The organism is Shinella sp. M31 (assembly GCF_049199205.1).
GTDB lineage: Bacteria > Pseudomonadota > Alphaproteobacteria > Rhizobiales > Rhizobiaceae > Shinella.
This window is the reverse complement of record NZ_JBLZPH010000004.1, coordinates 32947-57354: the sequence shown is the minus strand read 5'-3', so window position 1 is coordinate 57354 and position 24408 is coordinate 32947. Positions and strand designations below refer to the sequence as shown.

At 59.1% G+C, this 24408-nt stretch carries 18 protein-coding genes and 1 pseudogene; 6 read left to right on the top strand and 13 right to left on the bottom strand.

What is annotated here, in order from left to right; all coding sequences use genetic code 11:
- Positions 1–249 precede the first annotated feature (249 nt).
- The 6 genes from ACOZKU_RS00745 to ACOZKU_RS00720 form a co-directional block, all read right to left on the bottom strand.
- Positions 250–1194 carry an arginase family protein gene (locus tag ACOZKU_RS00745; protein ID WP_421577232.1) on the bottom strand — a complete coding sequence of 315 codons (945 nt, stop codon included), beginning with the start codon at positions 1192–1194 and terminating at the stop codon, positions 250–252.
- 16 nt (positions 1195–1210) lie between these two features.
- Positions 1211–1990: an amino acid ABC transporter ATP-binding protein gene (locus tag ACOZKU_RS00740; RefSeq protein ID WP_421577231.1), complete on the bottom strand. Its 780-nt coding sequence runs from the start codon at positions 1988–1990 to the stop codon at positions 1211–1213.
- Positions 1987–2871 carry an amino acid ABC transporter permease gene (locus ACOZKU_RS00735; protein ID WP_421577230.1) on the bottom strand — a complete coding sequence of 295 codons (885 nt, stop codon included), beginning with the start codon at positions 2869–2871 and terminating at the stop codon, positions 1987–1989. Before ACOZKU_RS00735 ends, ACOZKU_RS00740 begins: the two co-directional genes overlap by 4 nt.
- A complete protein-coding gene (locus ACOZKU_RS00730) occupies positions 2871–3728 on the bottom strand; it encodes an ABC transporter substrate-binding protein (protein WP_421577229.1) in 858 nt (285 codons plus the stop codon). Before ACOZKU_RS00730 ends, ACOZKU_RS00735 begins: the two co-directional genes overlap by 1 nt.
- Before the next feature lie 96 nt (positions 3729–3824).
- The gene (locus ACOZKU_RS00725; RefSeq protein ID WP_421577228.1) at positions 3825–4907 is read right to left on the bottom strand and encodes a hypothetical protein; all 1083 of its coding nucleotides are present in this window, start codon (positions 4905–4907) and stop codon (positions 3825–3827) included.
- A gap of 57 nt (positions 4908–4964) precedes the next feature.
- Positions 4965–5873: a LysR family transcriptional regulator gene (locus ACOZKU_RS00720; protein ID WP_314093199.1), complete on the bottom strand. Its 909-nt coding sequence runs from the start codon at positions 5871–5873 to the stop codon at positions 4965–4967.
- 139 nt (positions 5874–6012) lie between these two features.
- On the opposite strand from ACOZKU_RS00720, the gene ACOZKU_RS00715 reads away from it, so the two are divergent.
- The 4 genes and pseudogenes from ACOZKU_RS00715 (at position 6013) to ACOZKU_RS00700 (ending at position 9600) form a co-directional block, all read left to right on the top strand.
- Positions 6013–7221, top strand: coding sequence for a hydantoinase/carbamoylase family amidase (locus tag ACOZKU_RS00715; protein ID WP_421577227.1), 1209 nt, complete (start codon positions 6013–6015; stop codon positions 7219–7221).
- 123 nt (positions 7222–7344) lie between these two features.
- Positions 7345–7926, top strand: a complete 582-nt coding sequence (locus ACOZKU_RS00710; RefSeq protein WP_421577226.1) for a HutD family protein — start codon at positions 7345–7347, stop codon at positions 7924–7926.
- Between the two features lie 858 nt (positions 7927–8784).
- Positions 8785–9355: pseudogene (locus ACOZKU_RS00705) on the top strand (SOS response-associated peptidase family protein).
- Positions 9352–9600 carry a hypothetical protein gene (locus ACOZKU_RS00700; protein WP_421577225.1) on the top strand — a complete coding sequence of 83 codons (249 nt, stop codon included), beginning with the start codon at positions 9352–9354 and terminating at the stop codon, positions 9598–9600. The pseudogene ACOZKU_RS00705 and the gene ACOZKU_RS00700 overlap by 4 nt, the downstream one beginning before the upstream one ends.
- On the opposite strand, the gene ACOZKU_RS00695 is transcribed toward ACOZKU_RS00700, so the two are convergent.
- Positions 9537–10442: a LysR family transcriptional regulator gene (locus ACOZKU_RS00695; protein WP_421577224.1), complete on the bottom strand. Its 906-nt coding sequence runs from the start codon at positions 10440–10442 to the stop codon at positions 9537–9539. The genes ACOZKU_RS00700 and ACOZKU_RS00695 overlap by 64 nt on opposite strands.
- A gap of 164 nt (positions 10443–10606) precedes the next feature.
- Here ACOZKU_RS00695 and ACOZKU_RS00690 point away from each other — a divergent pair, with 164 nt between their 5' ends.
- Positions 10607–11644 (top strand): aldo/keto reductase, encoded by a 1038-nt coding sequence (locus ACOZKU_RS00690; protein ID WP_421577223.1) that lies wholly within the window; start codon positions 10607–10609, stop codon positions 11642–11644.
- 174 nt (positions 11645–11818) lie between these two features.
- Here the strand turns inward: ACOZKU_RS00690 and ACOZKU_RS00685 are convergent, their stop codons facing one another.
- From ACOZKU_RS00685 to ACOZKU_RS00675, 3 genes are all read right to left on the bottom strand, one after another.
- Positions 11819–12064: a hypothetical protein gene (locus tag ACOZKU_RS00685; RefSeq protein WP_421577222.1), complete on the bottom strand. Its 246-nt coding sequence runs from the start codon at positions 12062–12064 to the stop codon at positions 11819–11821.
- 257 nt (positions 12065–12321) lie between these two features.
- Positions 12322–12759 (bottom strand): GFA family protein, encoded by a 438-nt coding sequence (locus ACOZKU_RS00680; RefSeq protein WP_421577221.1) that lies wholly within the window; start codon positions 12757–12759, stop codon positions 12322–12324.
- Between the two features lie 126 nt (positions 12760–12885).
- Positions 12886–13131 carry a DUF982 domain-containing protein gene (locus ACOZKU_RS00675; protein WP_421577313.1) on the bottom strand — a complete coding sequence of 82 codons (246 nt, stop codon included), beginning with the start codon at positions 13129–13131 and terminating at the stop codon, positions 12886–12888.
- A 616-nt stretch (positions 13132–13747) separates the two neighbouring features.
- Between ACOZKU_RS00675 and treZ the strand changes: the two genes are divergently transcribed.
- On the top strand, positions 13748–15727 hold the full coding sequence (treZ, locus tag ACOZKU_RS00670; protein ID WP_421577220.1) for a malto-oligosyltrehalose trehalohydrolase: 1980 nt from the start codon (positions 13748–13750) through the stop codon (positions 15725–15727).
- A gap of 223 nt (positions 15728–15950) precedes the next feature.
- On the opposite strand, the gene ACOZKU_RS00665 is transcribed toward treZ, so the two are convergent.
- From ACOZKU_RS00665 to ACOZKU_RS00655, 3 genes are all read right to left on the bottom strand, one after another.
- Entirely contained in the window at positions 15951–16616 is a 666-nt protein-coding gene (locus ACOZKU_RS00665; protein WP_421577219.1) for a BA14K family protein, read from the bottom strand.
- Between the two features lie 707 nt (positions 16617–17323).
- Positions 17324–18490 carry a diguanylate cyclase domain-containing protein gene (locus ACOZKU_RS00660; RefSeq protein ID WP_421577218.1) on the bottom strand — a complete coding sequence of 389 codons (1167 nt, stop codon included), beginning with the start codon at positions 18488–18490 and terminating at the stop codon, positions 17324–17326.
- 487 nt (positions 18491–18977) lie between these two features.
- A complete protein-coding gene (locus tag ACOZKU_RS00655) occupies positions 18978–24293 on the bottom strand; it encodes an autotransporter outer membrane beta-barrel domain-containing protein (RefSeq protein ID WP_421577217.1) in 5316 nt (1771 codons plus the stop codon).
- Between the last annotated feature and the right edge of the window lie 115 nt (positions 24294–24408).

Here is a 24408-nt window from a genome sequence, read left to right as displayed (position 1 = left end):
GGTTGCGCCAAGATCAACGCCAGCGCTTCTGTCGAATATCAGTTGCCTGAACAGCTGCGCCCTGACGGCTACCGTCGGGAGGCTGCTGCGCTTGCAGTATGATCCATAAAACCGCCTCGACGGATGACGAACAGATACTCGACCGACAGCCGAACACTCCAAGAAGCCTGACTGCAACAAAGTGCGGCCGGTTCTGGATCCGCCCCGTAAACATCCCGACGAAAACGGCAACGGACGTGAGCGGCTTGGCTACCGCTGCACTGGAACGGCTTGAGGATTGCGCTGCAGACCGAGAATGTTCAGGATCAAGCGCACGATGACGTGGGCCGTCGCGTCGCCCACGTCCCGGGCCGGCTGATATTCCGTGAAGACAATGCCCGCCAGGCGATTATTCCGCGCCAGATGGTTCAGAAGGGCACCGGTCTGCATGAACGTCAATCCGCCAGGCTCTATCGCCCCAACACCTGGTGCCACGGACGGGTCCATGCCGTCGCAATCGAGCGAGACAACCCACCGTCTGGATAGGTCTAGCGATTCAGCGATCGATTTTGCTCCATTCTCATACACGTCCCAGGCCGTGACGATCCGATTGCCTGCCTTGAGCGCCGCCTCAACTTCCTGCCGGCGGGCGCTGCCGATAGCGCGCGCGCCGACCTGCACGAGGTCGCGTACGCAGGCATAGTCGCGGAGACGTCGCATCGGGCTGGAAAAGCCGTCCCTACGACCGTTGATCTCGTCGCGAAAGTCGATGTGCGCATCGATCTGAAGGACATTGATGTCCTCTTGCCCCTCAAAGGGCGCGACGAGCATCGGGGGCACTGAATCCATGCCGCCGATTACGACAGGAACCACGCCGGCCTTGACGAGTGGACCGAGCACGGCGGCGGCATCGGTCACGATGCATTCCGGATCCCGCACGTTTCCAACAATGTTGCCGAGGTCGGTCACATTCGGCTTGCCATCCTCGAATTGCGGTTCGCCGATGTCGAAATTCCAGTGCGTGAGAAAACGGGTATAGGCATGCGCCACCGCTGCGGCGCGCACCATGTCGGCGCCCCCGGCGGCTGCCGACAATTCCCAGGCCTCATAGGAGGGGCCGTAAGGGATACCGAGTAGGGCGTAGGGTGTTTTGACCGAGGCAGGATCGGTGCTGTTTTCAGCGCCGAGGAATGTCGGAAACGAAGGGGCGAGCATGTTGTACTCCGATAAATTATTCGAGGATTCTGCGCAGGAAAGCGCGGGTGCGTTCGTGTTGAGGATTTGCCAGCACGGCCTGGGGCTTGCCCTGTTCCACCACCACGCCGCCGTCCATGAACATGACGCGGTCGGCGACGCTGCGGGCAAAGCCGATCTCATGGGTCACCACGACCATCGACATGGCGTGCGAGTCAGCCAGCGCTCGCATCACGTCGAGAACCTCGCCGACGAGTTCAGGATCGAGCGCCGATGTGGGCTCGTCGAAAAGCATGACCGCAGGCTCCATCGCGAGCGCCCTGGCAATCGCGACGCGCTGTTGCTGACCGCCGGAAAGCGCGCCAGGATAGGTGTCGATCTTGTCGGCAAGGCCGACCTGTTTCATCAGGCGCTCCGCACGCTGCGATGCCTCGGCGGCAGACAGGCCGAGAACCCGCCGCGGCGCTTCCATGATGTTCTGGCGCGCCGTGAGGTGCGGGAACAAATTGAAGCGCTGGAACACCATGCCCATGGCGGCGCGCTGCTTTTGTATTTCGCGCTCGGGCAGCTCGCGGAACGTCGTCCCCGACAGACGATAGCCCACCGGAACGCCGTTCAACTCGATCATGCCGCCGTCCGGCCGTTCCAGATGGTTGATGCAGCGCAGCAGCGTACTCTTTCCAGAGCCAGAAGGCCCGAGGATGCACAACACTTCACCCTTGGCAAGATCGAGATCGACGCCTTTCAGGACCTCCAATGTGCCGAATGATTTTCGAATGCCGCGCGCGCGGATTGGATTCACGACAGAGCCGCTCATGGGCGCACCACCGATTTGCCGAAATGGCGCTCGATGCCGGATTGTATAACCATCAAGACGGTACTTACGAGCAGATACCACAAGCTAGCGACAAGAAGCATGGGAATGACTTCGAAGGTGCGCGAGGAGATGAGCTGCGTTGAATAAAGCAGGTCCGGCAACGCGATCACGCTCACCAACGACGTATATTTCAACATGGACAGCGTCTCGTTGCCGGTGGGAGGTATTATGACGCGCATCGCCTGTGGCATTACGATGCGTCTGAAGGAGTCCCAAGAGGACATGCCAAGCGCACGGGCAGCCTCACGTTGTCCTGAATCCACCGAGTTGAGGCCCGAACGGACAATCTCGGCCATATAGGCACCTTCGTTGAGGGACATCGCGATAATTGCCGCGCTGATAGCGGTGATCACGCTGTTGGTATCGAATTCGACGATCGGCGGCAGGAAAGGGATGCCGAAACCGAGTTTGGGATAGAGCGCCGCCAGATTGTACCAGAAGATGATCTGGACCAGCAGCGGAATGGCGCGAAAGATCCAGATATATCCCATCGCGACCGATGACAGCACCGGATTGCGGCTGGCGGCGGCAACCGCGACGATGATCCCGAGCAGGAGCGCCAGCGTCATCGAGATCGCTGTGAGCATCAGCGTGGTGAAGAGACCGGCCATCACCTGCGGCGAGAAGAAATACTCGCTGACGACAGGCCATCCAAAACCACGATTGGTGACGATCGAATAGAGCGCATTTGCGAGCACCAGAGCGACGGCCACGGCCGCGACCCACGTCCAGGGTCGTTTGCGCGGCACCAACTGCGCCGATGCGAGCTGCTCGTCCGTGAGAACGGACGGCAGCCCCGCCTGTTTGCCGATCCCGGCCATTATTTGTCTTCGCCGCCGTTTATGACGGCCTTCGCGACATAGGACTGCGGGACGAAGCCATTTCGCTCCATGATTTCCGCGTAAGTCCCATCGGCAATCATCGCGTCGAGCGTTTCAGCGATCAGCGGACCAAGGGGCGAATCCTTCGGCACCGCGATGCCGCATGGGCCGAAGTTGAACGGCTCGCCGACCATCGTGAACTGTTCGGGTTGTTTCTTCGAAAGCATGCCGACATAGATGAGGTCACTCATCGCGACATCGGTCCGATTGCTGTTTAGGGCCGTGATCTGCGCACCGGTATCCGGGAAGAGCTGGGCTTCGATGGCAGGCTTGCCTTCGGCGACGCACTTATCCGATTGCTTGGCGATCGACAGCGATTCCATGGAACCACGCAGTGCCGACGCCTTGAGGCCGCACACGTCGTCAAGGGAAGCGATCTTCTTGTCAGAGCCGGTCTTCTGCATCATCGCGGAGCCGCCCATGATATGGTCGACAAAATCGACTTTCTTCTGGCGGACCGGAGTATCCAGCATGTCGGACATGATGATGTTGATGCGATTGGCTTCGAGGCTGGGGATGAGCGAGTCGAAGCCGAGATTGCTTACTTCAAGCCTCAGGCCCAACCGCTTGGCGATCTCGGCCGCGAGATCGGGCTCAACGCCAACATAGACGTCGCTGGTGCCTTCCTTGATGCCGGTCCAGGGCAAGCCGATGCTGGACGTCGTGCCGAGCACCAGCACGCCTGATGCCTTTATCGCTTCAGGAAGTCTCTCGTTTGGCGCTGCAAAGCTACTTGAGGCAAATGCCATACATGACAGCACTGCAATGGCGGGTAGAATGGACGCAATTTTACGCATGATGTTCTCCTCTTTTTTGCGGGTCGAATGATGTCGATCCCTTGTTTGTTTTGATTGCGCCGCACCGGCTGTATTCGGTGCGGCTATCATCCGGGTTCAAACACGGATGAGCGGCTGATGGGCGCATCGGAAGGAGCCGCCGGCCATGCAAGGCACGCGATAGGGAATGCGAATGACGTCGAACTTGCGGGCAGAAAGCGCCTCTGCCACCGGGTTTAAGGCCTCTTCCGAAGGAACCACGACGGTTTGGTCATCAAGCACGAGGTTGTTGCAGCCCATATGGCCCTTGGCGAGGCTCTTCGGAACGGCAAAGATATCCCACTCCTTCATGAAGGCCGGCAGCCCCTCGGGAAGCGCCTCCATACAGGCGACGGCAACGCCTTCGCGCGGCGTCATCAGCACGCAATCTAGATGCGGGAACATCGGATCAATCTTGACCGTCTGGACCCGATACTCCGGCCCAAGCATGTGCTGCAGCCAACGCGCCCCTTCGGGATTGCTGCAGCCGCCCGAATTTCCAACCAGAATGTCCTTGCCGAGCACGAAGACGTCACCGCCTTCCAGATATCCCCAGCCGGAACCTTCATTATAGTCATCAGCCCCGCTGTCAGGTTGGGAAAAATAGCGTGCACCGCGATCCATGGTGCTGGCGAGGATTTCGCGGATGGCAAAGCGCTGGCGGCGATGGAAGAAGCTGCGCGGTGCAAGTTCGATGACATTGTTGCCGATGGTCACGAAGGGATCACGCATCCACGGCGTCGAAACGCCATGATCCTGCCCGCGCGGATATTTACGGTTGTTCGCGCTGATCTCGCCGGCCACATGGACCTTGACGCCGTGCCTTTCCAGAAGGTCGATCGCGCCATTGATCTGCATGTTGAATTCGGCAAACAGCTCGGGTGATGCCTCCTTGACGTCACGACCCTGGTTCTTTGCCCAGAACTCGCCGAATTCGCCTTGGGCCCGTAGCTTCACATCGCTGAGGAAGACAGGCAAAACCCATGTATCAGGCGATCCATAGACGCATTCCTTAAGCGGTGCCCACTCGGATTCGACATAGATCCTATCCTGGGATGAACCCGCTGGCGCCGAGGTCGAAACAGCCATGCATTCCTCCATACGTTCAAGTTTTTTGAACGTTGTCTGAAATCGAAGCTGGCAAAAGCTCAAAGGGCGCAATCACACTTGCGAAAATTGCAAGCGACGGGACATGTCCGCCGAGTGTTGAGAAGATCGCTATCGTTTGCGGAAGCAGTCGAGCATGGCGCGGATTGCGCGGCGTTTGGCTGCGTCGCGTCGATAGGCGAAATGAAACGGCACATCGATTGGCGTGTGTCGTGTCTTTATTTCGACAATATGACCGTCGCCTGCGCTTTGCACGAGATGCGAAGGCAATAGCGCGCAACCGACGCCGGCGAGGACCGAGGCCAGAATGGCTTCAAGGGTACTGCCACGAGCAACGACCTGCAGTGGATACTCTCGTTCAAATGGTTTGAAAATATCCGTACGGTATTCCCGCGCGATGTAAGGTACGCGTGGCTGTGCGTGGCCGTGGGGTTTGTCGTCGATTTCGAGAGCGAGGTCGAAGTACGGGGAATGACGGGCGATGTAGAGCTGGTGAGTCTCCACAAAAGCCGGTTCGTAGACCAGTTGCCCCAGCCCTTCAGGTTGGCCGGTGATCCCGACGTCCAGCTTGCTGTCGCGCACATACATGTCGATGATCGAGACCGTATGCATGCTGACATTGACCTGCATGTCGGGAAACATACGGTGCATCCTCGCCAGCGCCGCCACTATGCCCGCGTTCGGATTGGTGATCACGCTGTCGATGGTGCCCAGCATCAACGTCCCGCCAAGGGACTGACGCGTGTTCTCCACGGTCTCCTCGAACGATTGTAACGCCGACCGCAGGCCGACCGCTGCCTGATAGACGTCCTCGCCCTGCGGTGTGAGTGAAAAACCAGACCGTCCACGTCGGCACAGTTCAAGGCCGAGCCGCGTTTCAAACGCGGTCAGATCACGGCTGACGCTCGAAAGGCTCACGCCGAGACGATAGGCAGCGGAGGACAAGCCGCCATGCTCGACGACGGCGAGAAAAGTACGCAGGTGACGTACATCGTAACTGGAGGTCAGGAAGCGGGCCAATCGAACTCTCACTTGCGTAAAACGGCAAGTGAACTAACCATCTTGCAGCTTTCTCTGCAACATCCCGGGGGCTAGGCTCAATGCTGTAGGCTTGCGCGTTTCGGATGCTGCGGCCTCCTTCAGAAGGATGAGTTCGACAATGGCCAGCTTCAAGATAAACACCGAGCGCATGCTTGCGGATCTCGACACGCTACGCAGCATCGGGGCGGTGAAGACCGGCGTCGTTCGGCCCGCCTATTCCGAAACCGACCGGCTCGCGCGGATATGGCTGGCCGAGCGCATGGAGCAAGCGGGGCTGGAGGTTTCCGTCGACGCGATCGGCAACGTCTTCGGGCTGCCGCCAGGAAATGAAAAGTGCATCCTGATCGGCTCGCATTCCGATACGCAGCCTGAAGGCGGCTGGCTGGACGGGGCCTATGGGGTCATCGTCGGGCTTGAGATTGCTCGTTCCAGTCTCGAGCAGGATGGTCCTCCGGTCGCCTGCGTGTCCTTCCAAGACGAGGAGGGACGTTTTTCGACCCTTCCAGGCAGCCGGGTCTGGGCTGGCCTGATGTCTTTGGAAGAAGCCGATGGATGCTGCGACAGCGGCGGACTACGTCTCGGGGAGGCCCGGCTGAACCGCGCGGGCCTACCGGCGCCGCGGGAAATCTCCACGGACCGGTTTTCAGCATTCCTGGAGATTCATATCGAACAGGGGCCCGTGCTGGATGCGACCGGAGAACGCATTGGCGTCGTAGAGACTATTGTCGGTATACGAACTGAGAAGATGAGCTTCGTTGGAGAACAAAACCATGCTGGCACGACGCCGATGCACTTGCGCCGGGACGCCTTCCAGGGCTTAAACCGTTTCATTTCCCTGATTAACGACCGCTTGGCCGAAGTTGCTACACCGGCGACCGTGTGGACGGTCGGGCATGTCGATCTCTATCCAAACGCCAATTCGATTGTCCCGGGCCGAGTGGATTTTACAATTCAATGGCGAGACGCTGATGATGCACGGCTCGATCGAATGGCAGAGATTATTTATGCGACCGCGCGCGAAACCGCTGACAGTCTTCATCTCGGGTGGCAGCATTTCGGTTGTGATCTGATTTCGCCAACACAGTCGAACGCGACATTGGTGGAGGCTATAGTGAAGGCCGCCGAACTGCTGGCTCCGGGACTTTGGCGCCGAATGCCCTCGGGCGCCCTGCACGACGCGGCAAATGTTTCCAGCGTTCTGCCCATGGCGATGCTGTTCGTGCCTTCAAAGGGCGGCATCAGTCACGATTTCGCGGAAGATACCGATAGGAGCGACCTTGCACTGGGCGCGGAGGTGCTGTGCGAAGTGGTCGCGCGTTTGGGATGAAAACCGCCGCCCCCAAGAAGCCGGCACCCGTAAATCAACACGCAGAAGCGTGCCGAGAGCCGCAGGTACCACCGCGCGCCTTGGAGCGCGGAGGTTGCCGCCTGGAACGGAGAGGAAATCGCGGTGGAAATAACGCTCATCAGGCATGCGGAGACGACACCGACACCTTGGAAAAATGGCATGGGTGTCGGGCGGAATATCGCAATGTGGTCAAGGCAGGCCGCGGATGATTTCGACGTGTTGATTGCGACTGCCGAGATGTCCGGGACAGTTCCCTTCTCGTCCTATCCTGGCATGGATCGCTCGCTTCTCGTCACCGCCGGACGTCTTTTGCTCAAGTCGAAAAATCGCGAAACCGTGCTGTCCAGCGATAGCGAGCCGTTGGTGTTTGCCGGTGAGGAAGAGATCATCGGTACTGCGATCGGTGACGAGACAATGCACGATTTCAACGTTCTTTCCAGACGAGGAGTGGCCCACCATACGCTGGCGCGGCGGGAGGTTTCCGCTCTGGGGCGCGACGTTACCGCAAGCGGTAGCCTGCTCATTCACATTCAGGAGGGAGAGGCCAAGGTCGCAAGCGAAGCATTCGAAACGCTGCTCCATACCGGTGACACGGTGATCATCAGCCAACTCGACGGCCAAACCTGCAGAATCACATCGACCGACAACGCCATCTGCATAGTTGGAGACATCGGGTATCTGTGACGCGAGCAGTTCACTGCCGATATGGCTGACGCCACCTTGTCTTCCGCTGTCAGATCAACTCAAGCACCACCCGCTAATCTCGTCGATCTTGGCGCAATTTTCGTCTCATTGAAATAAGGCTGGCAATTTATGAGCCGCCATGGTCGAGCCCTCCTGGCTATAGCGGCGACATAAACCAAAATCGACAATCCTCGGCAGGATGGCGCCCGTCGCTCACATCGGGCCTGAGGAAAACGTCATGAGCACCGAGTTTGAGGTAGTCGCCACTCAGCAAGGTCGCCCTTAATTGCTCTGGGCTCTATTGGAAGAGCCCCGTCTACATCCCGGCTCGGCGCAGCATACATTGTCGCTGAAATTCATAGGAGTTCGACGGTTATGAAGAGAATTGCGGGGCGTCATTGATATGAATTGCTGAAAAAGGTTCTGATCGTCGCCACATTTCTATTCCCGACGATGGCTTGTGCCGAGGAACGCAGCGTCACGATTACCGATGGCCAGGTCAGCGGCCCCCATCAGCCTGCCCGTTCAGGTGAAGGCAGCTACGATTAGCGAAGATGCCATGGCGGTTCGCCTGCTGGCAAGTTTCGATAGCCATGATCTTTCCCGGCGTCATACCTGTCGACGGGCGTGACCGTTCCCTTAGAGCTCAAGCAATGAAGCACGGCGCCCTTCTGGCGCTCGCCCTGCTTGCCCGCGACAGCCCACGCCTATACGGTGACGACCGGTACGCAAGCCATAGCGAGGCAAGGGGTTTCATAGACGAACAGTGACGCTGAAAGTCAAATATGCCGACTTTCAGATCATCACCCGCAGCAGACGACGTCAACACCGATCAGTTGGCTGGATGATCTCGAAGCTATCGCGCAATCGCTCCTCGAGCCCTTGTTCCCTACACCCAGAAAGTTCGACCACCTGAAGACCAAGATCCGTTTTCCCGATGGGCGTCCCAATATCGAGGCGCGCGAAGATATCAAGATCACCGATACTGCGCCTATTGTCCGGACTATCGAAGGCGAGCGCGACGCCGGCGAACTTGTCCAGCGGCGGTGGAGCTGGCCAAACTCGACCAGGAAGCCGGTCTACAACTTTCGCTCCGAAGGCCGCGCGTTCACCTTCAACCGGTGCCTCATCGTCACCGATGGCTTTTAAGAGTTCACCGCACAAGAAGAAACGCAAGGATATGTGGCTGTTTCGGAAAGTGGGCGAGCCAATCTGTGCGATTGCCGGTATATGGCGCGAGACGGATGTCGGCGAGGTGTTCACTATGCTGACGATGGAGTCCGGGCCGGACATCGCGCCCTATCACGACCGCCGGATCGTCATCCTCGAGCAAGACAGCTGGGCCGATTGGCTCGATCTTTCCGTGTCCTCCAAGCCTCTGATCAAGCCGCTCCCGGCCGGCTCCCTTTCGGTGGAGCAGGTTGGATGATACGGTTTTTCTTCCCTCGTAGCCAAACCCCGGATATTGCGCTGGAGTGTGAAGACGCCATCGACGCCGCGCTCCGCGAAATCGACGATCACGTTGTCACCGCCGGCTGGCCGCCAGAGGCCGCCTTTGAAGCGATGAGCGCCGCCGCTGACAACCAGGCCATCGCTTATCTGAAGGCCTGTTATGACACCCTTCCACGCTCGGCCAGAAAGTCGAGCAGCGCCCGGATGCGCGAAGGCAACTGACCGCCCTGACCGACATAAACGGCGTGAAAGGTTTCTCTCTCGCCCGCATTGAGATGGGCGAGAATAGGCTTGAGCCGTCCTGCGGCAATGTCGGCGCGAACCGTGAATTCCGCAATGCGGGCAAGGCCGACACCGGCGAGCGCAAGGTATCGTAACCCCTCGCCATCGCTTATCTGCACCCGGCTCGTGACAGGTACGACGCTCGTTTCCCCACCCTCACGAAGCGGCCAGCCATTTACCTCTCGCACATAGCCAAAGCCCAGACGATTATGCTGCTCAAGGTCGGCAATGCTGTGCGGCTCGCCGTAGCGCTCCAGATAGGATGGCGCGGCCACAATCGTCAGCGCCGTTTCGCCGAGTTTGCGCGCTACGAGGCTGGAGCTTTTCAGCGGACCGGCGCGAACAGCGATATCGGTGCGTTCTGCCAGCAGGTCCACCACCGCATCGGTCTGCGCAATATCCAGCGTAACGCCTGGATGCAGCACGAGAAATTCCGGCAGCGCCGGCGCGAGGACGTGGTTGAAATAGGACGCGCTAGTGTTGACGCGCACGCGACCGACCGCTTGCTCGCCGACGCCTGCAATGCGCTCCGCATCCTCCATGTCTGCAAGGATGCGCGTCGCCCGTTCGTAGAAAGCGCAGCCTTCGGGCGTTAGCTGAAGCTGCCGTGTCGAACGATTGAGCAACCGTGCGCCGAGGCGTGCTTCCAGCCGCGAGATCAGTTTGCTGATGGCGGAGGGCGTCATACGCGCGGCGCGCGCGGCAGGCGAGAAACCGCCCAGCTCGACCACGCGAACGAATATCTCCATTTCCCCCGATCGGTTGACATCGAGCCTGCCCATGATGATTTCACCTCACAAATGATGTTCTTTCTTTCGTTCTATTTCACCCGCGGGCAAGCGTCTATCTTACGAGATGTCATTCCGAACGACCTCCGGAACCGGGGCGCCGCACATATTCCCTGCACGCTCTGGCCGCTTTACAGTTATAGAAAAAGGATCATCTCATGGACTATCGACCGCTTGGTAAATCCGGTCTCAAGGTGCCGGCTCTGAGCTTTGGCGCCGGAACCTTCGGCGGCTCCGGCCCGCTGTTCAGCAACTGGGGCACGTCCGACGCCGCGGAAGCGCGCCGGCTCGTGGACATCTGCCTGGAGGCTGGCGTGAACCTGTTCGATACCGCGGACGTCTATTCGGACGGCGCGTCAGAAGAAGTGCTTGGCGCCGCCGTCAGGGGACGACGCGATGCGGTGCTGATTTCTACCAAGACCAGTCTACCGGTCGGCAATGGGCCGAATGATTCCGGCTCCTCGCGCTTTCGGCTGATCCGCGCTGTCGAAACCGCTCTTCACCGTCTCCAGACCGACTACATCGACATCCTGCAGCTCCATGCCTTCGATGCCGGCACCCCGGTCGAGGAAGTGCTTTCGACGCTCGATATGCTCGTTCGCGCCGGCAAGGTCCGATACGTTGGCGTTTCGAACTTTTCCGGATGGCAGATCATGAAATCGCTGGCAGCCGCCGAGCGCCATGGCTGGCCGCGTTATGTGGCCAATCAGGTCTATTACTCGCTGGTCGGGCGCGACTACGAATGGGATCTGATGCCGCTGGGCGCCGATCAGGGACTTGGCGCGCTGGTCTGGAGCCCGCTTGGTTGGGGGCGGCTGACCGGGAAAATCCGGCGCGGTGCCCCGTTGCCCGAAGGGAGCCGTCTGCACAGGACCGAGAGCTTCGCCCCTCCGGTCGACAGCGAGCGTCTCTATCGTGTGGTCGACGCGCTGGACGCCGTCGCGGAGGAAACCGGCAAGACCGTTCCCCAAGTTGCGCTGAACTGGCTCCTGCAGCGTCCGACCGTCTCCTCCGTCATCGTCGGCGCTCGCAATGAGGAGCAGCTTCGTCAAAACCTGGACGCCGTCGGCTGGAATCTGACACAAGAGCAAATCACGAGGCTGGACCGGGCAAGCGCGGTTGCCGCACCTTACCCGTATTATCCCTATCACCAACAGGAAGGCTTCGCCCGCCTCAACCCGCCAATGTCGAACTGATAACAGAAGCCGGGGCGCGAACTGTCGCCTCGCCGTGATGGCGGGGCTTCGATTGTCAAAACTGCGCTGGACAAAACTCGTGACAGTCTGAGTTTCCCAGCAGCATCCGATGGCCGATCAGTTGCGGTTTGACACGCTCGGATCGCATCCGTCGTCGTTCATTGGGGTTCTTCTTCAGGAGCCGTAGGCGCCCTTGTTGGGATGCTTCGGCGCTGCTGAATTTATATCAGTCTGCCCTTCTTTGAGTCCGGGCCCTCCGGTGACACTTTTAACGCGATCGCTATCACCGCGCCCCTTTTTGGGTTTGGGTTGCTTGCGCTCCATAGCGGAGGGGTGCGTACCGTCTGAGATACTGCCCGGATGCGGGTCTTCGACGACTGGCGTCGGGGTCACGGTTTTGCTGTGGTCGGACTTTGCCATGCTTATTCTCCTTTTAGGGGGAACGCTGTCGCGCTGGAGCCAGTTCCGGTTCAATTGCAGTCAATCAAAAGCATTGCCACGCCATCCAGAAGCAGGCGTAGGCAGCAACGCCGATGACGAACAGCTAAGCAATCTTGCGAGCCATGACCTACTACCCTTTGGAATTCGCAAAGTGAGGATGCATCGCGCATTCGGCAAAGTCCAAGCAAACCCGCCCCCGGCGGTTGGCCGCCGACGCGAAGAAAGGCTCGGGCTCGCTACTCTCGCTCCCTTGGTAGTCCAAGCTTCGGGTCTCGCTTGCGGGTGTAGGTATCTGTCCGCGCCAGGCCATCGTCAATCTTGATAAACGGCAAACGCATGCGCCAATACCCGTGTGCTTCCGGCGGAAACCGCTCTGGGGCATCCATGAACCCGATGCAGATGTAGACCTCGTCAGAAAGGCCCGCATCGACATAGCCAATCGATGTGCCGCAGTTTGAGCAGAATGATCGAATCACGCCTCGGGTCTTCGTGAATGTCTTGGGGTGCCCCCGATCAAATAGCACCTGATCGGGGCGGTAGCCGATCCAAATAGTCAGAGGTCCACCAATCGCTCTGCGGCAGTCGTCATCGTGATCATAGCAAACCCAAAACGGTTCGCCCGTAAACGTGGCGGCAATGGCGCCGCAGAAGCAATGTCCATGGTCGATCCTCATGAGGAGCCCTCCTATCAGGTCCCCTATAACGTCCTCGACGTAGCAACGGTTCGGGTATTCTTGCTCGCCTTTTGGTGGCGGCAAACCTCGATGACGTTCCGGCGGCATCAAGGCGAGGCGGGATCACTATCGACGCAGTATGTCAGCTTCGGTCGCTGCCGCCTTAAAGGCCTCGGCCGCGACCGATACATCCACCCGGCCTTCGATAGCTTCTATGCACGCTTTTCGGGCCGCCGCAAAAAACTTACCGCCACGGCTCGGCCAGCAGGTCATGAGGCACGCAAGCGCGTCTCGGCTGTTAGTCACACTCTTGAAATGATCGCCACTGTCGATGATTATTTCAACTGCGGGGTCCCATAACTCGCTCAGCATCGTCAACCTGCCACCTGTTATTTTCACAGCATCGAAAACGCTGACGATCACCATGCGTTCCCGGATCAGACTTTGGTACCAATGTGGTGCGAGAAAAGTCCTAGCCCGGCCGCAGGGTCTCAACACCTAACGACAGTGACCACGCAGAAGTTGCCACAGGCTACGTCGGTACAAACTGCAAAACCACGCGGAATGGACATCGGCGACATGGCGAGGGGACTTGCGTTCTCCCGAAGCGTCACCGGGAGGCCCACGATACCTTGCAGCTCACCCCGCATCCGGTCATCGTCTATGGGCGGTATCAATTCCATCTCGGTCGGGATGCCAACGTCTTCAGCTATATCGGCTCGCTGAGCTCTCGTCGTTGTTGCGAACTTTTCTGCAAGGCCAATTTCCCTCGATCTGCCGTGTGAACTGGACGTATCCAGACGTTGCCTGATCAGCAATTACGGTCCTATTGGGAGGCTGGATAACACGGTCGATCTGAAGCCCCACGAAGCATTCGCTGTTTTAGCCGTGGCGGAATGACGAAGGAACAACTCGTTCGAATAAATGTTTCTGCTCGACCCGTGCACAAGCGCCAGATGCTCGCGGCCCTCTGATCTTAGGATGTCCCATGAGCACGACACACGACGGGTCTATCGCCTCCGTTTCGGATAGACAGAGGAGGCGCTATCCGGTTGGTGCCGAAATCCTGGCAAACAGCGTATCGTTTCGCGTCTGGGCGCCTGCGCAATCCTGTGTGTCGCTTTTGCTGGACGATGGCCGCGAGTGGAGGATGAATCCCGAAGACGCAGGCTATTTTCGGCTGGATCTGGAGGATATCCGTTCCGGCGCCCTTTATCGGTTTAGGCTCGGAACCAGTCCGGAACCGGCCGCCGATCCGGCTTCCCGCTTCCAGCCGGACGGTCCTTCCGGGTTTTCGATGGTGGTCGATCCAGCACGTTTCCAGTGGCACGACAAGGACTGGACCGGCATTACGTCATCCGGTCAGGTTCTGTACGAGATGCACATCGGCACGTTCACCCCAGAGGGGACCTACGCGGCCGCGATCGAAAAACTGGAATTCCTGAAGGAAATAGGCATTACCTGTCTCGAGATCATGCCGGTCAACGAGTTCTGCGGCACGTTCGGATGGGGCTACGACGGCGTCCTCCCCTATGCCCCGACGAGGCTCTACGGCGAACCGGACGATCTGCGATCGTTTGTCGATACCGCACACCAGCTGGGAATCGGCGTCATCCTCGACGTCGTCTACAACCATTTCGGTGTTGGCGACCGTTTCGCGGATTTCACGCCGGACTACTTCACCGAAACCTACTGGAACGAGTGGGGAAGCTCCATCAATTTCGACGGCAACAACAGCGCCGGCGTCCGGACATTCTTCGCGAAGAACGCCGCCTACTGGATCGACGAGTATCATCTCGACGGATTGCGTCTTGATGCAACACAAGCACTCAACGACAGCAGCAACGAACACATCATGGCGACGATCGCCCGGGAGGCTCGCGCCGCAGCAGGCGCGAAATCGATCTATCTCGTGGCAGAAAACGAGCCGCAGGACACCCGCCTCGTCCGCGATCTCAAGCAAAGCGGCTACGACCTCGACGCACTCTGGAACGATGATTTCCACCACTCCGCCATGGTCGCGCTGACGGGGCGAAACGAGGCTTACTACCATGACCATCTCGGACACGCCCAGGAATTCGTGTCGTCGGCAAAGTACGGTTATCTCTTCCAGGGACAACGTTATGACTGGCAGGACGCGCCGCGCGGCAGGCCGGGTCTGGATCTCGTTCCGACCAACTTCGTTCATTTTCTGCAAAACCACGATCAAGTCGCAAATTCTGGCACGGGCGTGCGGATGGGAATGCTTGGCTCGCCAGCGAAGGTTCGCGCGCTGACCGCGTTGCTGCTGCTCGGTCCACAGACTCCGATGCTTTTCCAGGGGCAAGAGTTCGGCGCATCCAGCCCCTTCTATTACTTCGCGGACAATTCGTGCGAACTTACCGAAATCGTCCGTAAAGGCCGTATCGATTTTCTAAAGCAGTTTCCAAGTCTCAATGATGAGGCGTTCGCGCTCTGGATGCCCGTTCCAGCCGAACGCTCGACGTTCGAGCGCTCGAAGCTCGATTGGTCGCAGCGCGACGCGAACGCCCATATTACGGCATTGCATCGAGACCTGCTGGCACTCCGTCGGCAAATCGAGTCGATCGAGGCCGGCGGTCGGACACCGCGTCCGTCGCTGGACGGCAGTGTACTGGACCGGTCGGCGTTGATGCTGCGTTTTTTCGCTAACGAGCCGCACGAAGAACGGCTGCTCTTGGTCAACCTCGGCAAAGACCTTCCGGTGACGAGCCTTGCGAACCCGCTCTTGGCACCCCCGGTCGATTCTCAGTGGTCGGTCATTTGGTCGAGTGAAGACCTCGCCTATGGCGGCGGCGGCAAACGCCCGATCGATTTCCAGAAACGATGGTCACTCGGCGCCGACACCGCTCTACTCCTTGCTCCCACCGAGGCCGAACGTTGCACGATCCCTGATCGGGAACGCCTGTTCGCGTGGCAGGCCGATATCTCCAACCTATGTTCTCGCTAGGCTCAACGCGGGTTTGTCTGATCGGCGGTACTTTACCGACTAATATCCTTTGCCTCAATCACCCGGTTGCATGCATGCAGGCACGCTCAATCGCCGCACGATGCTGATCCTGTGTGAACGGTTTCGCCAATCGCGGCGTATAATGATGCCACGAAAGTTGCCGGACCAGGAGGCAATCCAAAAATCGACACGAGGATCGTTGGGCAATGTCGACCTCTACGGTTTAACGGCATTGACGTCGGGGGCCACCGCTCAGCGGCTGATAGGTGTTGTCTTCGAACCGGTACGAGCGATAACGCGTGCTGCATCTCTGCGCATGCACCTCATCCGCCAGATAGGCCGTCTGCATTGTAAGTGCATCGCCCACCCCGTCGTCACGGCGGTGTGAATCCGCAACATCTTGCGCAGAGGCGGCAAAAGCGGTGATCCCATTATCGTCCACGGTTTGGTAGGGCGAGTTGCAACGCCGACGCTTGCCCTGATAGGGCTGATAGGTATCGTCTTGCGCTCGGTACGAATTGTACCGTGACGCGCACCATTCCACATGCTGGGGAGTGTGGGGGGCGAGATCCGTAAGCGCCACCTGTTCAATATCGGGTGTAGAGCCCGTCTCGACCATGTCGACATCGGGTGTTTCGCCGCCGTAAGGGGTATAAGGCTGTTCTGCCTGGTCGTCCTTCTGGGGGGACTGTGCAGATACGCGGATGAGGCGCGGGTTGCCCGTGGCGACGAGCACGGGCTTCGATGTCCAGAGGTCGGAAACGTCGGAACTCTTCCGCGCGTTCGGCGCCTGCATGTCGGACAAATAGACCACAGTGCCAACTACGCCCGCGACGAATGTCGCCAACGACAGCAATACGCCTGCTGCCAACGCGGCAATCGCTCTCATGCCAGCCTCCCCATATGAACCACCGTTGCCGCTCCGAATGGAAGCGAATGTTGCTTGGAATCATCGGCTTAACGGAAGACCAGTCGATGTGGTTCCTGCCGCCGGCCTTTCGTCCCGGAGCAGTAGGGCTTTAGGTTGAAAGACCTTCTCTAGGGAGGCATAGCTCATAGCAAGCGGCAACCCGGGCCGCGGGTGCTAATAACGGCAACGCCATAATCGCCCTTCGCGCAAACCGTGCCGTTTGTCGCGCCTCGTGCAGTTCCTCAATCTGTTCCTGCTGCGCACATTCCTGTGCCGCAGCGAGATGCACATAGGGAATATCGGCGGTCATTGCAGCGACTGCAAATCCCCGCCAGAATCGAATGCCAATGGGCGTCGATCACGCCCCGGCATCAGCGTGCGCCCGCTGCAATCTATCACACGGGCGTTCGAAACGGTATCCGCAGCCGAACAAGCGCCCTGATCCGGCTATCCTTGATGAGGACGCCCTGCCCAGATATCAAGGGGCTGCAACTTCCATCGAATACGCGGGCATTTCGAAAGAGAATCGGCTTCCCGGAACCTGTGCAAATGCCGGGCTCACTGCCCCCAGGACAGAGGCCGCCAAGCTCGCAAGGCAATGCGTCGGTTGCGGTGATGTCAGAAATTTGGGTAAACCCCGTCGATAATCAGGATTTATTGGCGACTAGCAGACTTAGTTAGGTCTCTCAACTGAACGCCATCCCAGCGCTCGAATATTGGCCAACGGGTCGAACGCAATCACGTCCGTCAGCTTTGGCCTGGTAAAGTGCACGATCGGCACGATCCATCAGAGCTTCGAGGCCCTCACCCTCCTGCGCGATTGCGATTCCGAAACTGGCCGTCGGATGTGCCTCCCCCGAAACGACTGCCGGTGCGACCTCTTTGAATGCCTTCCGAACCTCTTCGGCTAACAGGTGCGCGGTAGTGGTCTTGCCGGGTGGAAGCACCACCGCAAATTCCTCGCCGCCAAGGCGGGTTATAATTGCGTCACGCGGGGCTTTTTCTTTGAGGACTTCTGAAAAACGTTGGATAATCCTGTCGCCGCCGACGTGCCCGAAGCGATCGTTGATCGACTTAAAGTGATCAAGGTCACTCAGAATCACTGCGACCGGTGCGCTGACGGTCTGTCGCGCCAGCGCATCGCGCGCACGAGGTTCGAAACCCCTGCGATTGAGTAAGCCGGACAAAGCGTCAACTTGAGCGTCCGATTTTATCCCCTCCATGACATCGCTCGCGATCACCGCGAATATGCCCACGGCTGTCATTGCGCAGATAAGGGCATCCGAGATCGAGACGACCAGCCAATAACTTCCTTCGAACTGCCCAACTTCGACACCGGACGCGAGTAAATACAGGGGTCTCAGCAGGAAACCCGCACACGAAATGATTATAAGGCCGAATAGCACTTGTTCGACCGGAGTTCGCTGTGAGAGCTTTGCAACGTCAAGCAGCATGACGAAACCGACGGCAGCGAGCCCGCAATTGAGATAAATAACGCGCGCAAGCAGGCTAACCGTTACGAACTGATGGTAATAGAGCGCTCCCAACGCTATTGCAGCTATAGCCACGAGGACACGATATCGAGGCCTTTTCCCGCGCCGGTTAGACAACCCGACGGACAAAAATATCATTGCCAACATCAGAAAGACATTAGCCAGCAGCCGCAATACAGGGTTCTCGAACGCGAAGGCAAAATAGAATATGCTAAAGCAAAGAACTCTTATCACATAAGAAAGAACTAATATTCCGATATATTTAAGGTGGCTATGATGGCGCCACAGAACGAACAGCGACACGCAAAATATTGCCGACATGCTCGTATTTAGCAGTCCGATGACGCTCTGGTAGCTCATACCTCACCCTACGCCGCGATAAACTCTTGCCTTTCGTCTACCAACAAAGATTGTGATTACACTGTCTCCGTAAATATCAGGTGAAGCGCGTTCATAAAGGACCACCCTTCCTTGCGCGTCCCATCGCCTAGCAAACCCTGGGCTTTAATTGCCGTCACGGCCAGAAGGCCAGTTGCGACCCGCCGTCAGCAGCGGCGCGGCTTTGGTTAGGCTTAAAGGTGACGACATCAAGTGCGACGCCGGGCATAAGCAAATCCAGAGGGTGATGATGAACAGGATCGATATGGGATGGCCCCATTCGGTCGCCGCCGGCCGCAATAGCCCGTCGCGTCGCAGTGCCTCCCACGCCATCAAGCTCAAGGTAGCAATGGCGTCGCTCCGAGGCGGACAAACCTCAGAGAAAGATGGGTATCGGCGACATCGCTGCTTTTGCGCATCGATGTGCCGCTTAGGAGGTTTTGTCTCCGTGACGAGTCATATTTGCAGCCTAGAATTTGACATTCAGACCCATTCTCCCTGTCAGGGTATGGGTATGTCCGAAGTTATTCAGGCTCGTGTCGACCGTGGCTTCTCCATAAATGGCATATTTATCATCGCCCCAACTGTAGGTGCCCCCTAAACCGAGCCCGCCCCAGAGTGCCTCCTGCTCGGTCGCGAACTTGATACCGGAAACCCGGACATCGGAGTTCGACTGTAAGTCGTAGTAGAGGTTCGCAACGCCATAGACGTGGAGACGGCGTGTCTGGCCGCTTCTGTCGGCCCAGCTGTCCTCGTAGTCGGCAGAAATCCCGAGACGCCCTCTGAGCTTATGCGCGTCCTTCAGCGAAACCGCACCGCCGAAGGGATCGGTGAAGTCGTTGTAGTCGATTCTCGAATAGGTCAGCTGCGCCTGCGGGGTCACTGACCAATTGGCGCCCAGCGCAATCTGTTGTCCTGCCTCCAGTCCGAATGCAAAGCCGAAACCATCATTACCCGAAATCCGGCCAGTACCTAGCGCGGAAGAGGAAAGGTCGCTGTCGTACCAGGTGGTGCTCGCTTGGGCATCCAGATAAAGGCCGGATTTCCCGTACCAGGTCATCGACCCATCCAGGCCGAAACCGGTACTTGTGATCGAACCGTCGCCGAAAGCCGAAGACACATCAGCGGAGATCGTGCCGTAGCGCGCGGAAAAACCAACGACCAGATCACCCGAATCTCCAGAATAGAGCTCACCATCGGCCCCGCCCTGCAATTGCCAGATGTCTACGTCATAGTTCGCGCCTGCAGTCGACCGCCTTGGGTCGATGCTAACCTGTCGACCGAGGATCCGCCCCCACATGCCGCGTCCCGCATTGTCGGCATCGACCGCCGAGTTCGCCACGGCCGCGCCGCTCGACCATGAGCGGTTGCCAAGGCGCTGTTGCAGCGTATCAAGTTGGTTGAAACTCTGCAGCACGTCTGCATAGACCTCGTAGATCGGAGTGAGCGGCTGGTAGAGAGGCGTTTCGGCATTCAGGACCGAGCGCAGATACCAATCGCCGTCGGTGGGTGTGCTCTCACCGCCTTGGTAGAGGCGATATGCGTAAGCACCTGCTATCACCGCCTGGTCGCCCTCGAACACATAGTTCCCGAGAAGCGTGAAGCTGCCATCCGAGACGCCGGCGACATCGATGATCTTGATGCCTTCGACGGTTTGTGCGCCGGCACCGGCGAGGTTGATCACGTGCACATTCGTGTTGCCCGACGTGTTGCCGGTAACGATCAGTTTGTCGGTGGCGGAACTGTCATCGCCAAGTACGGTCTCGATTTCCAGCGTGCCCCCGCGGCCGACATAGTCGCCGGCGACGGTGAGCATGCCGATCGAATCTCCGGGTGCAATCGTGCCTCCGGCAAAGTTAGTGGTTTCACCTACCTGTCCAATGCCCTGAAGTCGCCCGCCTTTGACTGACATCGATCCGCCCAGAACACCGTTGACCGAGAGAATTCCCTGTTGGATCTGGGAACTGCCCGTCAGGGCGGAACTGTCGCCCGTGAGAATGGTGGTTCCCATGCCGATCTGGTCGATGCCACCGATTCCGGTAATCGCACCGTCGAATGTCACCACATCCTTGCGGTTGAAGGCCAGAGTGCCGTTGTTGGTCACGTCGCCCACAAGCGAGCCCGTCGTGCCACCGTCTCCGAGTTCCAAGGTGCCGTCGGCGATCGTGGTGCCGCCGGTATAAGTGTTGTCGGCAGTAAGAACGGTCTTCCCGCTGCCGATCTGATGGACACCCCCCGCCCCCGAGATGACGCCGTCGAATGTCACGACATCCGCGCGGTTGAACGCCAGGATGCCATTGTTGGTGACGTCGCCCCGGATCGAGCCCGTCGTGCCGCCATCACCAAGTTGTAACGCGCCGTCTGCAATCGTGGTGCCGCCGCTATAGCTGCTGTCGCCGGTCAGAGTTGTTGTACCCGAACCAAGCTTGTTGAGAGAACCGCGACCAATGATCGTGCCATTGAAGGTAATGTCGTCGGAGCGGTTGAACGCCAGGGTGCCGTTGTTCGTAACATTACCCTCGAGGCTCCCCGAGGTGGCACCGTTACCCACCTGCAGCGTTCCGGCGGTGATCGTGGTGCCGCCGGTCTGCGTGGCATTGCCGGAGAGGACGAGGTTTCCCGCTCCATCCTTGATCAGGGAACCGACGCCGCTCACACTGCCGGTGAGCGTCGCCGTCGTACCTGCTTTGGTCAGGAATGTGCCTGCGCCAGCCAGATCCACGCTGCGGCCGGAGGTGATGTCGGCGGTGGTGTTGAGCGTACCGCCATCGAACGACAAACCACCCGCGGCGTCACCGAGATTGGCGTCGGAGGCGATCCGCACCGTGCCGCCGTTAATCGCCGTGCCGCCGGTATAGGTGTTCGTGCCGCGCAGCACGAGCGTGCCGAGATCCGTCTTGACGAGTTGGCTGGTGCCGGTCAGTTCCGCGTCGATGGTGGCGGTGTACCCCGCACCTGTCGCCGTACCGTCGCCGACCCGAACCGTCGCCTGCGACCCGACGAGCGTCAGCGCATCGCCGGTGACCGCATAGCCATCGGTGGCAAACTGCATGCCGGCAACCTTCACAGCGCCGTCGCTATTGTCCACCGTCACCGTGCCGGACGCGCCGGCAAAGACGGCGAAGCTGCCGTTCTCATAGGGCGCATTGATCGTACCGGTCGCCTCGGTCCAGTTGTCGTCGGCGCCTCCAACATGCCAGACGCCGTCGCCACCATCGATCGTCCCGTCATTCTTGAGGCCGGCACCACCGTCCCAGAAACTCAGGTCCAGCCCTGCCGTATTGATCAGGTTTACTTGGTGGTTCACCGCCGTCTGCACGATGGTGTCGCTGCCGAACGGCATCGTCCCGAGTTCAAGTCCGTTGTCGGTCAGCGTGCCGTCGTAGTTGAACACGCGATAAATGCCGCTGCCGAAGGTGCCGCCGGACGATACGGACACATTGAGCGTCCCGTCCAGGATCAGGTCACCGCCGACATTGACCAGATCGTTGAGGGCGCCGCCGACCACGCCTGCTTCGCCGAACTGGTAGTCCAATGTCGCGCCGCTGGCGAGCGACAGGTCGCCGTTGATCGTCAAGGTGCCGGGACTGTTGCCCGGCGCCAGGACAGCACCATCGGCGATCGTTACGTCGCCACCCAGCGTGCCGCTGCCGCCGAGCGTGGCGCCGCTGTTCACCGTGGTCAGTCCGGTCGCCGCACTCTGGTCGCCGTTGACCAACAGCGTCCCGGTGTTCACGGCGGTGGCGCCGAGATAGCTGTTGCTCGCGGTCAGCTCCAGCACCCCGGCGCCGTTCTTGACCATCGTTCCGCCGCCCGAGATGGCGCCGTCGAACACCAAGGTGTTGGACCGATCAAAGATCAGCATACCGTCGTTTGTAACATTCCCGGCCACGGATCCTGTGGTGCCGCCATTGCCCAGTTGTAACGTGCCGTCGGCAATCGTGGTGTTGCCTGCAAAGATATTGTCGGCGGTCAGCGTCGTCTTGCCGGTGCCGGCCTGTTCAATCCCGCCGTTGCCCGAGATCAGGCCGGAAAAAATCACATTGTCCGAGCGGTTGAACGCCAGCACGCCGTCGTTGGTGACATCTCCGTGGATGCTGCCGGTCGTGTTGCCATCACCCAGCTGGAGCGTGCCGGCCGTGATCGTGGTGCCGCCGGTATAACTGTTGTCTGCCGTCAGGATCGTGGTACCCGAACCGGCTTTCTCAACCGCGCCGTTGCCCGAGATGACGCCGTCGAATGTCACGACATCCGCACGGTTGAACGCGAGAATACCGTTATTGGTAACGTCGCCAAGGATCGAACCTGTCGTTCCCCCGTCGCCAAGCTGCAGGATGCCTTCGACGATTGTGGTGCCGCCGCCGAACGTGTTCCCACCGGTCAGGGTCAGGGTACCCAAGCCGTCCTTGGTCAAACCGCCCACGCCGGCAATTACAGGCGTGATGCGGATGTCGTGACCATTCGTGTCGATGATTCCACCGCCGGCGCCAAGGGTCACCTGCTGACTGCCGTAGTTGGAAAAGAACGAGGCGTTATCGTCGATGGCACGCACAACACCGCCATCAATTGTCAGATCAGCGGTCCCCAGGCCGCCCCGGAATCCAAGCGTTTCCAGAATCCCGCGCGCGCCCGGCGTTCCGTTGACACTTAACGTCCCACGAGCATCTGTCGCTGAAATGCCGAGGTGGACGCCCGTCTTCGCAAAAACGCGCGCCCCATCTTCGATGGTCATCGAGCCAACGCCGAAATTCCCCAGGACGAGGTTGAAGTCCGCCATCTCCCAGCTCGAATTGCTTCCCGTCACTGTAACGGTTCCGACGCTGCCGGCACCGGCTCCCACATAGCCCTGGGAACTCGTGACGGTGGCGCCGTCTTCGACCAGCAAGGTACCTACGGCATAACTGCCGACGGTAAGTTGCCCGGAATTGACCCATGTCGAGGCTCCGCCGGTGACAACCGCATCCGCGACATTCAAGTCGCCGATGATAGCCAGGGTATTTGAGACACGCCCGCCATCCTCAATCAGCAAACTTCCATTATCGATGGTCAGCCGTCCTGTATTTTCCCAGGATGAACCGTTCCCGGAAACCAGTGCGCTGCCGTGGAAAAATGACCCAAGATAGGCATCCGCGTTTACGAGAACCTTGCCGCCATTGAGGATATTCAGCGTGCCAGTGGCGCTTTCGCCAACCAAGAAATAGCTGTTATTGATCCAGGTCGAGGCGTTCCCGCCACCATCATCTCCCGACACGGTGGCAACACCGTTGACAATGCCGTAGCTGTTGGAGACCAAACCGCCATTTTCGATATTGAACGCCCCGCCATCCGCACGGGTTTCCGTGGTCGTCAATGTGGACCCCGCCCCCGTCACGGTCAAAGTACCGCCGGACCCTATTGTGACCGTGTCGCCTTCGGCAGCGCTGCCGGAAATGATGGCATTGCCGGGGTTCACCTCTATAGAGGTCGACGCATCCGGCACGGCCGAAGTGTCCCAGTTTCCGGCATCGAACCAGTCGTCGTTACCCGATGCTCCGGTCCAGGCAGTCTGCGCCAATGCAGGGTGTGCAGTGCCGGCCATTAGGCAGCCAAGCAATGCGACGCGCGGCAGCAGCAAATTATGCCGTCCGGCAGCGGCGGCGGGGTTGAACGCGGGTCGCGCAAGCATTGATGAGGAAAAGACCCATGCGCCGGCCTCCCGGATCGGCGATAGATAAAAATGGACTCCGCGAATCGGGGCAACCGGAGTTAATTTTGGGCTTCTTGTTGCCTTCTGCAATTCGCGCATCGTCCTTGTCCGTATTAAGAGGCTGAAAAGGACGCAAAACAAACCTCGCCGAATGAGATCAGGTTTTGGTTAACTGATAGTAAATGGGGAGCGCTATTGCAACGTTAGCGGGTGG

Coding starts and splice junctions, on each gene's coding strand:
- ACOZKU_RS00685 (WP_421577222.1), bottom strand. CDS start 12,064: ATGGCAAAGTCCGACCACAGCAAAACCGTGACCCCGACGCCAGTCGTC.
- ACOZKU_RS00730 (WP_421577229.1), bottom strand. CDS start 3,728: ATGCGTAAAATTGCGTCCATTCTACCCGCCATTGCAGTGCTGTCATGT.
- ACOZKU_RS00665 (WP_421577219.1), bottom strand. CDS start 16,616: ATGAGAGCGATTGCCGCGTTGGCAGCAGGCGTATTGCTGTCGTTGGCG.
- ACOZKU_RS00655 (WP_421577217.1), bottom strand. CDS start 24,293: ATGCGCGAATTGCAGAAGGCAACAAGAAGCCCAAAATTAACTCCGGTT.
- ACOZKU_RS00740 (WP_421577231.1), bottom strand. CDS start 1,990: ATGAGCGGCTCTGTCGTGAATCCAATCCGCGCGCGCGGCATTCGAAAA.
- ACOZKU_RS00680 (WP_421577221.1), bottom strand. CDS start 12,759: ATGAGGATCGACCATGGACATTGCTTCTGCGGCGCCATTGCCGCCACG.
- ACOZKU_RS00675 (WP_421577313.1), bottom strand. CDS start 13,131: ATGCTGAGCGAGTTATGGGACCCCGCAGTTGAAATAATCATCGACAGT.
- ACOZKU_RS00745 (WP_421577232.1), bottom strand. CDS start 1,194: ATGCTCGCCCCTTCGTTTCCGACATTCCTCGGCGCTGAAAACAGCACC.
- ACOZKU_RS00695 (WP_421577224.1), bottom strand. CDS start 10,442: ATGGGCAGGCTCGATGTCAACCGATCGGGGGAAATGGAGATATTCGTT.
- ACOZKU_RS00735 (WP_421577230.1), bottom strand. CDS start 2,871: ATGGCCGGGATCGGCAAACAGGCGGGGCTGCCGTCCGTTCTCACGGAC.
- ACOZKU_RS00715 (WP_421577227.1), top strand. CDS start 6,013: ATGGCCAGCTTCAAGATAAACACCGAGCGCATGCTTGCGGATCTCGAC.
- treZ (WP_421577220.1), top strand. CDS start 13,748: ATGAGCACGACACACGACGGGTCTATCGCCTCCGTTTCGGATAGACAG.
- ACOZKU_RS00700 (WP_421577225.1), top strand. CDS start 9,352: ATGATACGGTTTTTCTTCCCTCGTAGCCAAACCCCGGATATTGCGCTG.
- ACOZKU_RS00690 (WP_421577223.1), top strand. CDS start 10,607: ATGGACTATCGACCGCTTGGTAAATCCGGTCTCAAGGTGCCGGCTCTG.
- ACOZKU_RS00660 (WP_421577218.1), bottom strand. CDS start 18,490: ATGAGCTACCAGAGCGTCATCGGACTGCTAAATACGAGCATGTCGGCA.